The organism is Methylobacterium gregans (genome assembly GCF_022179245.1).
In the GTDB taxonomy this organism is placed as follows: Bacteria; Pseudomonadota; Alphaproteobacteria; order Rhizobiales; family Beijerinckiaceae; genus Methylobacterium; species Methylobacterium gregans.
On the sequence record NZ_BPQM01000090.1, the window covers coordinates 40,873 to 53,567 of the forward strand.

The window sequence follows — 12,695 nt, forward strand, 5'->3', positions numbered from 1 at the left end:
GAAGGGAATGCGCCAGCATTTCCCCCGGAAGGTGTAGAGACTAGACGGGCGGCACCTAACGGCAGGACCTTCGGGACCGCGCCCAGGGTGAAGGGATAGTCCAGACCACGAACGTCGCGGACAGTTGCGGCGGCGGCGAAAGCCGAAGTGGGATGAAACCTGGGGTCGCAGGTTCGAGCCCTGCCGGGGACACCACCACACGCTTTCGTGCTACAATTTCAAATGGCGCTACGCGCTCTGGCGCAACAATGTAACGGTTCGCGCCGTGACAAAACGCGCGCCAGCGCCTAAGCTTGGCTGTATCCAAGCCCGGATGGCCGAGCCTACGTCGTCCGGGCCGCAATGCGAGAGCGTGATGGCAGGCCAGAAGACCGATCAGCGCGATGTCTATGTCGGGCAGCGCATCGCCGAACAGCGGCGGAAAGCCTCTCTGACCCAGAGGCGTGTAGCCGAGAGCTTCGGCATGTCGGCCGCCCAGCTGCAGAAATACGAGAAGGGCACGAACCGGATCAGTGCGATCCATCTCGACATCTTTTCGCGTATGACGGGCGTCCCGCTGGAATATTTCTTCCAGGGCGCGCCCCGGCTCGATGACGTGCATCAGGACGGCTTCGCCGAGGGGCGGCAGCAGCCCTACGCGGCCGAGACCGACCTCCAGAACCTTGCCGAGGTTATGGCCCAACGCGTGGGCGAGCATCTGCCCGAATCGCTTCGACGCGACATCGCCGCTGCCGCCCAGGCCTTCAGCCGCAAGCTGGGCGGCTGACCGGGCGCAACCGGCGCTGCGAGCGGGCTGGGGCTGTTGTTCCGACCGCTTCGTCCGGAATAACGGATGCGTTCGTCGTTTCGGCTTGACCCTCGGCGGCGGCGGGTGCGAGAACCCGCACCGTCAATCCGGGCCCGTCGCCTCAGCCACGAGGATGCGCCCGTCACACGGGATGCACCGCGATGCCGCGCTCAGACTATCTGTTCACCAGCGAGTCCGTCTCCGAAGGCCATCCGGACAAGGTCTGCGACCGGATCTCCGACACGGTGGTCGACGCCTACCTCGCGGCGATGCCCGAGGCCCGCCTCGGCGTCGAGACGCTGGCCACGACCAACCGGATCGTGATCGCGGGCGAGGTGCGCGGCCCCGACTCGGTCACCTTCAAGGATCTCGAGGCGCTGACCCGCGAGGCCGTGCGGGACATCGGCTACGAGCAGTCGGGCTTCCACTGGAAGAACAACGACGTCGCCATCCACCTCCACGCCCAGTCGGCCGACATTGCGCAGGGCGTAGACGCCGCCGGCAACAAGGACGAGGGCGCGGGCGACCAGGGCATCATGTTCGGCTACGCCGCCGACGAGACCCCGGAGTTGATGCCGGCCCCGATCTTCTACGCCCACAAGATCCTCAAGGACCTCGCCGACGCCCGCAAGGCGAAGGACGGCGACGCGGCCAAGCTCGGCCCCGACGCCAAGAGCCAGGTCACGGTGCGCTACGCGAACGGCCGCCCGGTCGAGGTGACGCAGATCGTGCTCTCGACCCAGCACCTCGACGAGTCGCTCGATTCCGCCGACGTGCGCGCCATCGTGGAGCCCTACATCCTGCGCGCCCTGCCGGAGGGCTGGGTCAACGAGGGCACCGTCTGGCACGTCAACCCGACCGGCAAGTTCGTGATCGGCGGCCCCGACGGCGATGCCGGCCTCACCGGCCGCAAGATCATCGTGGACACCTATGGCGGTGCGGCGCCTCACGGCGGCGGCGCCTTCTCGGGCAAGGACCCGACCAAGGTCGACCGCTCGGCGGCCTACGCGGCCCGCTACCTCGCCAAGAACGTGGTCGCCGCCGGCCTCGCGCGCCGCGCGACCATCCAGCTGGCCTACGCGATCGGCGTGTCGAAGCCGCTCTCGATCTACGTCGACCTGCACGGCACGGGCACGGTGGACGAGGCCCGGCTCGAGGCTGTCCTGATGGACGCCCTCGACCTCTCGCCCCGTGGCATCCGCACGGCGCTCCAGCTCAATAAGCCGATCTACGCGCGCACCTCCGCCTACGGCCATTTCGGTCGGGCGCCGGACGCCGACGGCGGCTTCTCCTGGGAGCGCACCGACCTCGCGCCCAAGCTGAAGTCGGCCTTCTGAGCCTCCTGATGAGCGGGAGGGATCAGGTCCCTCCCGCGCAGGAGGGTGTTCACGACGCGGAGGAGGCGCCCGAGCGCGCCTTCTTCGGCCGCCGCAAGGGCAAGCGCCTGCGCGACGCGCAGGAGCGGCGTCTCGCCGAGCTGCTGCCCGCGCTCCGGGTGACGGTGCCGTCCGTCGGTACGCTCGATCCCGCGACGCTCTTCCCCGCGGTGTCGGATCTGCGCGAGGTCTGGCTGGAGATCGGCTTCGGCGGGGGCGAGCACCTCGCGGCCCAGGCGGCGGCCCATCCGGATATCGGCATCATCGGGGCCGAGCCCTTCGTCAACGGCGTGGTCAAGCTGCTGCGCGCGGTGGACGAGCAGGGCTTGCGCAACGTGCGCATCCGCGACGAGGACGTGACCGCGCTCCTCGCCCGGCTGCCCGACGCCTGCCTGTCCCGCGTCTACCTGCTCTACCCCGATCCCTGGCCGAAGCGCCGCCAGCGCAAGCGCCGCTTCGTCTCGGAAGGCTCGCTTGCCGAGATCGCCCGCGTCCTGAAGGACGGCGGCGTGTTCCGCTTCGCCAGCGACATCGACGACTACGCCGGCTGGACCCTGGCGCGGGCCGCCCGCTGCCCGGACCTCGCCTGGACGGCCGCCCGAGCCGACGACTGGCGGCAGCCCTTCCCGGGCTGGCCCGGCACCCGCTACGAGGCCAAGGCAATCGCGGCCGGGCGCCGGCCCACCTATCTGGAATTCGCCCGCCGCGCGCGGGGCTGAACGCTCCTGCGGAACCTGCCAAGCCCCCTCACCCATAGGCGGAGGGTACCCGCGCCGCGTGCACCGCGCGGCTTGCTACCATCCGCCGTATAAGCGCGGCCTTGCCGCCGCGGCGCGCTCCGGCCATGGTGCGCGACCGGGACGGGGGCGTCACCGGGGCCGCGAGCAGCCCCGGGCGTTCGAGGATGCGGTTTGGGCGACGGCACTGACCACGATCCGGCGGGAGCCGAAGGGATCTTCCGTACGGCCTTCGCGCGTGCGGAGGTCGGCATCGCCGTGTTGAACGCGGGCGGAACGCGGCTCCGCGACGCCAACCCCGCCCTCTGTGCCCTCCTCGGCTACCCCGCGGGCGCCCTCGCTGGCTGCCCGCTCGCGGATCTGATCGGACCGGGCGAGGAGCCGGGCGAGGGCATCCGCTCCTGGCGCCGCGCGGATGGGGTGGCTCTCGACGTCCGCGTGCGCGGGACCGGGCCCGTCCTCACCGTCGAGGCGGTCGATCCCGACGCGGCGGCGCATTCCGAAGAAAACCATGAGGCGCTCGCCGCGGCGGGCCTCGGCGAGTGGCGCTGGGAACGGGCGAGCGGCCGGGTGATCCTGTCCCGGCGCGCGGGCCAGATCCTCGGCCATCCCGCCGGCACCGCCCCGACCTGGGACACGCTGCGGCGGGCCGTGCCCGAGGAGGCCATGGAGCGGCTCGCGGCCGCCGTGCGCGCGAGCCTGGCGGATGGCGTACCCTACGCCTTCGAGGGAGCCTTGCGCCGACTCGACGACGGTCGCACGGTGGTCGTCGCCAGCCGCGGCCAGCCGGTTCGGGGACCGGACGGAACGGTGACGGGCCTCGCCGGCGTGGTGCAGGACATCACCACCCGGGTCCAGGCCCGGGACGAGCTCGTGGCCCGCGACCACCGACTGCGCGCCGCGACCTCGATCGCCCGGCTCGGCATCTTCGAGTGGCACATGCTCGAGGACCAGGCGCTCTGGGAGAACGAGCGGATGTTCGAGATCTTCGGGCGCACGCCCGAGGACGGCACGATCGGCAAGTCCGAGTTCCTCGACGACATCCTCCACCCGGACGACCGCGACCGGGTGCGCACGGCGATCTCGCGGGCCCTGCGGGAGGACGACATCCTGCACGTCACCGGCCGCGTCCGGCGCAAGAGCGACGGGGCTTGGCGCACCATCGACATGGCCGGCCGCTTCGAGCGGGACGCGCCGAACCGCCTGCCGCGCCGCCTGATCGGCGTCGTCGCCGACGTCACCGACCGCCGCACCGCGGAGGAGCGCCAGACGCTCCTGATCCGCGAGTTGCACCACCGGGTGAAGAACACGCTCGCGACCGTGCAGGCGATCGTCGGCTCGACGGCGCGCACCGCCTCCAGCATCGAGAGCTTCTACGAGGCCTTCGTCGGGCGCATCAAATCGCTCGCCCACACCCACACGGTCCTCACCGAGGACACCTGGCAGACCGCGAACCTGCGGGACCTCCTAGTCAATGAGTTGAAGCCCTACGCTGAATCGGAGGCGGCGGACGCGGTCGACGGGCGCGTCGTGCTGGAGGGACCCGACCTCGACCTACCCTCCGAGATGGCGGTGCCGGTCGGCATGGCGATCCATGAGCTGACCACCAACGCGGCGAAGTACGGCGCGCTCTCAAACCGCCGCGGCCGGGTCACGGTAACATGGTCGCTGGAGCCGGGAGAGGCAGCCGGCATCCTGCACTTCCGCTGGCGCGAGAGCGGCGGCCCGCCGGTGCAGCCGCCCCGCCGCCAGGGCTTCGGCTCGCGCCTGCTCCAGCGGGTGCTGACCGCCCAGGTCCAGGCGCAGGTCGAGACCGACTACGCCCCGGAGGGTTTTTCGCTGAGCATGCGGGCTCCGCTGCCGGGCCGGACCCGGATCTTGAACCCGCTCGCGGGGTAAGGCTTGGGGTCGCGGTGCTGCTCAGGAAGAGGCACCACCCTGTCCGGCATTCCGGGCCAGCACGCCCCGGAGCGCAGGGGAGGACGCCCGGGAATCCAGAGCAACAAGGGCGCGGAGTGGCGCGATCTTGATCTGCGGAGGAGATGTGAGCGCTTCGCGCCGTCTCTTGGCGAGATCCGGCACGCCATCCGCTCACGCCCCGGGTATCCGCGAGAGCGGTAGCGACCTCTTGGATCGCACCGCCGATTTCCAATCAGGCCGCGCCGCGCGAACTACGCTCACCGCCCGCATCCACGAAGGCCTTCAGCTCGTCGAGCGAGGCGAAGGTGAAGCGGCCCTGCGGTGTCTCGGCTTCGATCGAGCCGTCGGCGAACATGACGTAGGTGTTGCCGCCCGAGGCGTACTTGCCCACCACCTCCCGGTTCGGCCTAGGCGGTGCCGGTTCAGGCTCCGGCTCAGGCTCCGGCGCGGATGGCTCGGCGGGCTCCTCCGCCGCATCCAGGCTCGGGCGCAGCTCCGGCCTCCCCGGCTCCGCGGCCTCTGGGCGAGCGAACAGGCCGTCTTCTGGGCCGGCGCCGTCGGGCTCGGCGGGGCGCTCAGCTGCCACCCCGGGCTGCGGCAGCTGAAGGGATTCCGCGCCGGCCCGCTGCGGGTCCACGGTGTCCTGAACCGGCTCGTCGGCCGGCTGCGGGGGCTTGGGCTCAAGGCCCGGCATCGGCAGCTCGGGCTCGCGGGCCGGCTCGGGCGGTGCGGGCTCGAACAGTGTGTCCTCGAAGGTCGGCTCCGCCTGCCGCCGCCCGTTGGCCGCCAGCGCAGCGCCTCCGAGCCCGGCCGCAGCGCCGAGGGCAGCGGGCAGGACCGGGCGCGGCGCGGACGCCTCCGCCCGCGGCAGCTCGGCCCGCGGCAGGTCGGGGAACGGCGGCAGCGCGGTCGGCACAGGCACCGGGCGGCTTCCGAGACCGCGCTCGACCCGCCGCAGATACACGGCCACCACGCCGAGGCCGCCCAGCACTGCGCCCGCCGAGGCCGCGACCGAGCCGGCGATCACCATGGCCAGTCCGCTCTCCAGGCGCACGAACGGGAACCCCTGGACGACGGCGGCGCTGCCGCCGATCACCATGGCTGCGGCGAGCGCGAACAGCGCAACGATCATGATACTCTCTGGAACAGGCCGGCTCTTGCCCGGATCCGGGCGCGGCGCACAGTAAGGGGCTGGCCCGGTTTTGCAAAACCGAACGCCCGGCTCGAGGCGCGACCATGCGGGGAAAAGCCGCGCCGCGGCGTTGCCGAGCCCCACGCCGCGACTTACCTACCGGGCCGTCGATGCTCGGCCGGCCGAGAGCGGCCCGGGGACGGGGATCCTGGCACGATCCTCGAAGACCCGGAGCCGGCGCCGAGCCGCCAGGATCGGGCGCGGGCCGGCGCGGCGCACGACCGAGGAGCCCGAGAGACCAGCCCCGAGAACGGAGACGGACCCCATGACCTTCACCCTGCCGGAACTGCCCTACGCCTACGACGCGCTGGCCCCCTACATGTCCAAGGAAACCCTCGAGTTTCACCACGACAAGCACCACAAGGCCTATGTCGACACGGGCAACAAGCTGCTCGAGGGCACCGACCTCCAGGGCAAGAGCGTCGAGGAGATCGTCAAGGCGAGCTACAACACCAACCAGGCGCTCTTCAACAACGCCGGGCAGCACTACAACCACGTCCACTTCTGGCAGTGGATGAAGCCGAACGGCGGCGGCAACCCGCCCGGCGCGCTCGCCAAGAAGATCGAGGAGGACTTGGGCGGCTTCGAGAAGTTCAAGGCCGACTTCATCCAGGCCGGCATCGGCCAGTTCGGCTCGGGATGGGCGTGGCTCGCCGTGAAGGATGGCAAGCTCGCCATCCTCAAGACCCCGAACGGCGAGAACCCCCTGGTCCACGGCGCCCAGCCGATCCTCGGCGTCGATGTCTGGGAGCACTCCTACTACATCGACTACCGCAACCGCCGTCCCGACTACCTGAAGGCCTTCATCGAGAACTTGGTGAACTGGGAGCACGTGGAGGAGATGTACGCCGAGGCCACCGCCTGAACCCTGCTTCGGACGGTGCCCCACGGGCACCGTCACGGGATAATTCCTGCGGGCCGCGCCTCAACCGAGGCGTGGCTCTTTCTTTATGCTCAACTCTGTGGTGTGTCCGTCACCGAACGTTCAGAATCGCCTTGCCAGAAGCTCCTTAGAACATTTCCGATTTGCCCAGCGCCCGGGATTCGCGGGTGCCGTGCCAGGAGGGGCTTAGCCTTGAGCGGAGCGAGCGACCGTACCGATGTGGTGGCGCCCGTGCAGCCGGAGAGCGGTGGCGCGGTCTTGAGCGGCCCCGGTGCCCTGCCTCCAGCCGTCCGGGATCATCTCGGCGCACAACTGCGTGAGAGCTACGCCGTCCTGATCGAGGAGACGCCGCCCGATACCTTCGTTGACCTGATCCGCCGCCTCGTTGCGGCCCTCGACGGCCATGCGGCGGCCGAGGAGAAGACCTTCGGCGAAGACCTGATCGCAGCCCTGCCGGCGCTCCGCGCCTTCGCCCTGTCCCTGGCGGTGAGCGCCGCGCGGGCGGACGACCTCGTGCAGGAGACGGTGCTCAAGGCCTGGGCCAACCGCGAAAAGTTCCGGCCCGGCACGAACTTTACCGCCTGGCTGTTCACGATCCTGCGCAACCAGTTCTACAGCGAGATCCGCAAGCATCGCCGCCAGGTCGAGGACGTAGACGGCGCCGCTGCCGCGACCATGATCAGCCTGCCGGATCAGGTCGAGCGCATCGCACTCCAGAACGTCTGGTCGACGATGGCCAAGCTTCCGGCCTCGCAGCGGGAGGCGCTGCTCCTCGTCGGCGCGCACGGCCTCACCTACGAAGCCGCTGCCGAGGTGATCGGCTGCCAGACCGGCACGGTGAAGAGCCGGGTCAGCCGCGCCCGCGCCTGGCTCGCCGATGCGCTCGGCCTCGACCGGGCCGAGCAGGGTCTGGCCTCGGGCTCCACCCGGGCCTGAGGCCGCGGGCGAACCCGGTTTCCGGCAGGGCTCCGCCCTGCACCTGCGAAAGGTCTCGGACCTGTCGAAACCGCTCGGGGTGTTGCGGTGCCCGCGCATCGGGCGGCAGGCGGATCTGCTACGGCAGGGGCCATGCCCGCTCCGCACCCCTCCGAAGTCCGCGCCCCGTGATCCGCTCCATCCTCTCGGTCGGCGGCTGGACGCTCGTCTCGCGTGCCACGGGCTTCGCCCGCGATGTGGTGATGGCCGCCGTGATGGGGGCCGGGCCGGTGGCCGACGCCTTCGTGGTGGCGTTCCGGCTGCCGAACCATTTCCGGGCGATCTTCGGCGAGGGCGCCTTCAACACCGCCTTCGTACCCTCCTATGCGGGGCTCGCCGAGGCGGGGGAGCCGGGCGCGGCCCAGGCTTTCGCCGACCGCGTCTTCAGCCTGATGCTCGTCGTGCAGGCGGCGCTGCTGGCGCTGGCCTTGCCCCTGATGCCGCTGGTGGTGCGGGCGCTGGCGCCGGGCTTCTCGGAGGATCCCGAGCGATTCGAGCTCGCGGTCTCGCTCACCCGCATCACCTTCCCGTACCTGCTGTTCATGACGCTGGTGACGCTGACCTCCGGCGTCCTCAACGCGCATCGCCGCTTTGCGGCGGCCGCCGGCGCGCCGGTGCTGCTCAACCTCGCGATGCTGGCAGCCCTCGCTCTCGCCTTCCTATTCCCGAACGCGGCCTACGCAGCCGCCTGGGGTGTGGCGGTCTCAGGGGTGCTGCAGTTCGGTCTGGTCTGGTGGGCCGCGCGCCGGGCCGGGGTCGCGCCGCGACTGGCGCGCCCGACCTTGCGCGACCCCGCCATGGGTCGCTTCTTCAGGGTTCTGGGCCCCGCCGTGATCGGCGCGGCCGGGTTCCAGATCGCGACGTTCGCCGACACCATTATCGCGAGCCTGCTGCCGACCGGGGCGGTTTCGGCGCTGTACTACGCCGACCGGCTCTACCAGCTCCCCTTCGGGGTCATTGCCATCGCGGCTGGCACCGTGCTGCTGCCCGAGATGAGCCGGCGCATCGCGGCGGGCGACGTGGCGGGCGCCCACGCAGCGCAGAACCGGGCGGCGGGGTTCTCGCTCGCGCTGTCGGCGCCCTTCACGGTTGCCTTCCTGATCTTGCCGGGGCTGATCATGGCCGCCCTGTTCCAGCGCGGCGCCTTCGGTGCGGAGGACGCCGCCCGCGCCGCCGACGTTCTGGCCGCCTACGGCCTGGCACTGCCCGCCGTGGTGCTGGTGCGCAGCGCTGTCGCGAGCTTCTACGCTCGCCAGGACACGACGACGCCGCTCTGGGCATCGCTGACGGCGATCGCCGTCAATGTGGCGCTGAAGCTCGTGCTGACCGGCCCCTACGGCGTCACCGGCCTCGCGCTCGCCACCGCGATCAGCCAGTGGGTCAACCTCGCGCTCCTCGTGGCTCTGGCTTGGCGCCGGGGCTGGACGGCGCCGGGCCGGACGCTCGGCTTCACTATACTCGGCGTTGCGCTCGCCTGCGCGGGCCTTGCGGGGGTCGCGATCTACGGCCTTCCCCTCGCCGAGAGGCTGGTGCCGGCGCTGCCGCACGGGCGCGAGATCGCGGTGCTGGGTCTTATCGGCCTCGCGGGCGCCGCGGTCTACGGCGCTCTGCTCGTCGGCCTGCTCCACCTTCTCGGCCTGCGCCTGCGGCGGCGATGAGCTGCCGCTCCCGTGGACCGATGCCGGCCTGACGGAACCGGTATTGGTCCATCAGACCCAGGCCTTACGGGCTGAAGATCAGCACGACGTAGACGAAGAACAGGATCAGGTGCACCGCGCCCTCCAGCACGGTGGTGCGGGGCCCCGAGAAGGTGAGCGCGCTGAGGATCAGCGTCACGGCGAGGAGCGCCATGCCGGTGGGGCTGAGGCCCAGGATCACGGTCTGCCCGGACATCAGCCCGATCGCCAGCACCGCCGGCACCGTGAGGCCGATCGTCGAGGTCGCGGCCCCCAGGCACAGGTTGATCGCCCGTTGCAGCTCGTTGCGGGCGATGGCCTTGAGCGCCGAGATACCCTCGGGCGTGAAAACGATCGCGGCGATCAGCACGCCGCCGAGCGCGGATGGCGCGCCGAGCGCCGCGATGCCGTGGTCGAGGATCGTCGCGAGGCTCTTCGACAAGAGCACGATCGGCAGGATGTTGGCCACCAGCAGCCCGATGTGGCCCAGGACCATGCCCGCCGAGGCCCGGTGCTTGGCGGGCGCTTCGACAGCCTCGGTCCGCTCGGCCTCGGCCCGGGCGCGCGGATCCTTGAAGAAGTCGCTGTGGCGCCCCGTCTGTATCAGCAGGAACACCCCGTAGAGCGCCACGGTGAAGATCGAGAACGCCACCGCCTGGAACTGCGTCAGCGAGCCGTCCGGGGTCGAGGTGGTGAAGTTCGGGATGATCAGGGCGATCGTGGTGAGCGGGATGATCACCGCCAGGAAGGCGGAGGCGCCCTGCAGGTTGTAGCTCTGCTGGTGGTGGCGCAGCCCTCCGACGAGGAGCCCGAGACCCACGACCCCGTTCAGCACGATCATCAGAACGGCGAACATCGTGTCCCGCCCGAGCGTCGGCGCGGCCTTGGCCGAGAGCATCACGGCCGAGACCAGCGCGACCTCGATGATCACGATGGCGAGGGTCAGGATCAGCGTGCCGAAGGGCTCGCCCAGCATCTCGGCGAGTTCCTCAGCCTCGTGCACCACCCCGAACGCGGCCCACAGGATGATCGCGAGCAGCCACCCGAAGAGCAGGCTTGCCCAGAGCGGGCTGCCGAGGTCTCCGAGCCAGCCCTTGCCGAACCACCAGAACGCCGCGACGCTCGCCCACGCCACCGCCAACCGTACGTATCCGCCCATCGTCGTCCCCTCTGCGCACGGTTAAGCTTTTGCGGGACGAGAGGTTGCGCCGCAATGCGGCCGTGCGGGATGCAAATGCCCCATGCGGCGACGGGCGTGGCGCGCGACGCGAAAACTTGCTAAGTCAATTTCTCCGCAACACGATTCGAGACCGCTTCGCCCGCGACCTGAGCGCGTCGTCACGCGCTCGTCCGGCCCGGTCGTGAGAGCCTGACCTTTGCCGTTTCCCCATCTGCCCGCCGCCATCGCGCGGGCGCTCGACGAGCGCGGCTACGCCGAGCCGACCCCGGTGCAGAGCGCCGTCCTGGAGGCCGCCAGCGAGGGCCGCGACCTTCTCGTCTCAGCCCAGACCGGGTCGGGCAAGACCGTGGCCTACGGGCTCGCCATGGCGGGCACGCTGCTCGGCGAGGCCGAGACGCTGCCGCCGGCGGGCGCCCCGCTCGCCCTGGTGATCGCGCCGACCCGCGAGCTCGCCCTTCAGGTCCAGCGCGAGCTGTCCTGGCTCTACGCGCCGGCCGGCGGCCGCGTCGTGTCCTGCGTCGGCGGCATGGATCCGCGCCGCGAGGCCCGGATGCTCGCCGACGGCGTGCACATCGTGGTCGGCACACCGGGGCGCCTGCGCGACCATCTGGAGCGCCGCAACCTGCATCCGGAGGCCTTGCGCACCGTCGTCCTCGACGAGGCCGACGAGATGCTGGACCTCGGCTTCCGCGAGGATATCGAGTTCATCCTCTCGGGTACGCCGGCCGAGCGGGCGACCTTCCTGTTCTCCGCCACCCTACCGCGGGACATCGAGGCGCTGGCAGAGCGCTACCAGCGCGACGCGCTGCGCCTCGCGATCAAGAGCGAGGTCAGGGGCCACGCCGACATCAGCTACCGGGCGATCCGGGTGGTGCCGCGCGAGATCGAGCACGTCGTCCTCAATGTGCTGCGCGAGGCCGACGCGCCGACCGCGATCGTGTTCTGCAACACCCGCAACGCCGTGCGCCACCTCCAGGCGAGCCTGACCGAGCGCGGCTTCTCGGTGGTCGCGCTCTCGGGTGAGCTCGGCCAGGGCGAGCGCAACGCCGCGCTCCAGGCGCTGCGTGACGGGCGCGCCCGGGTCTGCGTGGCGACCGACGTCGCTGCCCGCGGTATCGACCTGCCGACGCTGAGCCTCGTGATCCACGCGGATCTCCCGCACGACGCAGAAGTGATGCAGCACCGCTCGGGCCGCACGGGCCGCGCCGGCCGCAAGGGCGTCAGCGTCCTGCTGGTTCCGAACGCCCGCCGCCGCCGGGCCGAGCAGATGCTCGCCATCGCCAAGGTGACGCCGGAATGGATGGGCCCGCCATCCGCCGACGAGATCCGGCGGCTCGACGGCGAGCGCATGCTCGCCGACCCGCTCTTCAGCGAGCCGCCGGCCGAGGAGGACGTGGCGCTCGCCGAGACGCTGCTGGCCGAGCGCTCACCGGCCGAACTGGCGGCGCTGCTGGCGCGGGTCTACCGGACGCGCCTGCCGGCCCCCGAAGACGTGACCGATCCGGGTGACCGGGGCGGCCGCGCGGTCACGGGCCGTGCGCCCTACGATCCGATGGATGCCGAGCGCATCGCCGCGATGGGCCCGGCCGTGTGGTTCCGGCTGAATCTCGGCCGGCGCGACAACGCCGACCCACGCCGCCTGCTGCCGCTGCTGACCCGGCGCGGCAAGGTCGACCGCGAGGTGATCGGCGCCATCCGCATCTTCGAGCGCGAGACCAAGTTCGAGATCCGCGGCGGTGCGGCGCGCCAGTTCGCGGAGGCTTTCGCCCGCAACGGCTCGCCGGAGATCCAGGTTGAGGCTCTGGGCAACGAGGGGGCGCCGCCCCCCCGGGACTTCAAGAGCCCGCGCGCAACCAAGCACAGTCGTCACGTCGAGCGAGGAGCGGAGCGCGCGCCCGGCCCGAAGCCGTATCGCAAAGGCAAGGTCGCCCGCGCGCCGCAGCAAGGCTGAGGCAGGACCGACCCGTCG

The 12,695-nt window shown here is 71.1% G+C and carries 10 protein-coding genes; 8 read left to right on the forward strand and 2 right to left on the reverse strand.

The annotated features are described in order from the left end of the window. Positions 1–355 precede the first annotated feature (355 nt). The 4 genes from MFF54_RS17710 to MFF54_RS17725 all read left to right on the forward strand — a co-directional run bounded on the left by MFF54_RS17710 (position 356) and on the right by MFF54_RS17725 (position 4,799). Positions 356–766 carry a helix-turn-helix domain-containing protein gene (locus MFF54_RS17710; protein ID WP_238304134.1) on the forward strand — a complete coding sequence of 137 codons (411 nt, stop codon included), beginning with the start codon at positions 356–358 and terminating at the stop codon, positions 764–766. A 182-nt stretch (positions 767–948) separates the two neighbouring features. After that, positions 949–2,124 (forward strand): methionine adenosyltransferase, encoded by a 1,176-nt coding sequence (metK, locus tag MFF54_RS17715; protein WP_238304135.1) that lies wholly within the window; start codon positions 949–951, stop codon positions 2,122–2,124. 8 nt (positions 2,125–2,132) lie between these two features. Then, positions 2,133–2,882: a tRNA (guanine(46)-N(7))-methyltransferase TrmB gene (gene trmB, locus MFF54_RS17720; protein ID WP_238304136.1), complete on the forward strand. Its 750-nt coding sequence runs from the start codon at positions 2,133–2,135 to the stop codon at positions 2,880–2,882. A gap of 192 nt (positions 2,883–3,074) precedes the next feature. Continuing rightward, positions 3,075–4,799 carry a sensor histidine kinase gene (locus tag MFF54_RS17725; RefSeq protein ID WP_238304137.1) on the forward strand — a complete coding sequence of 575 codons (1,725 nt, stop codon included), beginning with the start codon at positions 3,075–3,077 and terminating at the stop codon, positions 4,797–4,799. A 253-nt stretch (positions 4,800–5,052) separates the two neighbouring features. Here the strand turns inward: MFF54_RS17725 and MFF54_RS17730 are convergent, their stop codons facing one another. Then, the gene (locus tag MFF54_RS17730; protein WP_238304138.1) at positions 5,053–5,952 is read right to left on the reverse strand and encodes a hypothetical protein; all 900 of its coding nucleotides are present in this window, start codon (positions 5,950–5,952) and stop codon (positions 5,053–5,055) included. Between the two features lie 325 nt (positions 5,953–6,277). Here MFF54_RS17730 and MFF54_RS17735 point away from each other — a divergent pair, with 325 nt between their 5' ends. The 3 genes from MFF54_RS17735 (at position 6,278) to murJ (ending at position 9,528) form a co-directional block, all read left to right on the forward strand. Further along, positions 6,278–6,877, forward strand: coding sequence for a superoxide dismutase (locus MFF54_RS17735; RefSeq protein WP_238304139.1), 600 nt, complete (start codon positions 6,278–6,280; stop codon positions 6,875–6,877). 237 nt (positions 6,878–7,114) lie between these two features. Next, on the forward strand, positions 7,115–7,831 hold the full coding sequence (locus MFF54_RS17740; protein ID WP_370880298.1) for a sigma-70 family RNA polymerase sigma factor: 717 nt from the start codon (positions 7,115–7,117) through the stop codon (positions 7,829–7,831). Between the two features lie 167 nt (positions 7,832–7,998). Next, entirely contained in the window at positions 7,999–9,528 is a 1,530-nt protein-coding gene (gene murJ / locus MFF54_RS17745) for a murein biosynthesis integral membrane protein MurJ (protein ID WP_238304140.1), read from the forward strand. A gap of 64 nt (positions 9,529–9,592) precedes the next feature. Here murJ and MFF54_RS17750 read toward each other — a convergent pair whose 3' ends face one another. Beyond that, positions 9,593–10,705: a calcium:cation antiporter gene (locus MFF54_RS17750; protein ID WP_238304141.1), complete on the reverse strand. Its 1,113-nt coding sequence runs from the start codon at positions 10,703–10,705 to the stop codon at positions 9,593–9,595. 217 nt (positions 10,706–10,922) lie between these two features. Here MFF54_RS17750 and MFF54_RS17755 point away from each other — a divergent pair, with 217 nt between their 5' ends. Continuing rightward, positions 10,923–12,677: a DEAD/DEAH box helicase gene (locus tag MFF54_RS17755; protein ID WP_238304142.1), complete on the forward strand. Its 1,755-nt coding sequence runs from the start codon at positions 10,923–10,925 to the stop codon at positions 12,675–12,677. Positions 12,678–12,695 lie beyond the last annotated feature (18 nt).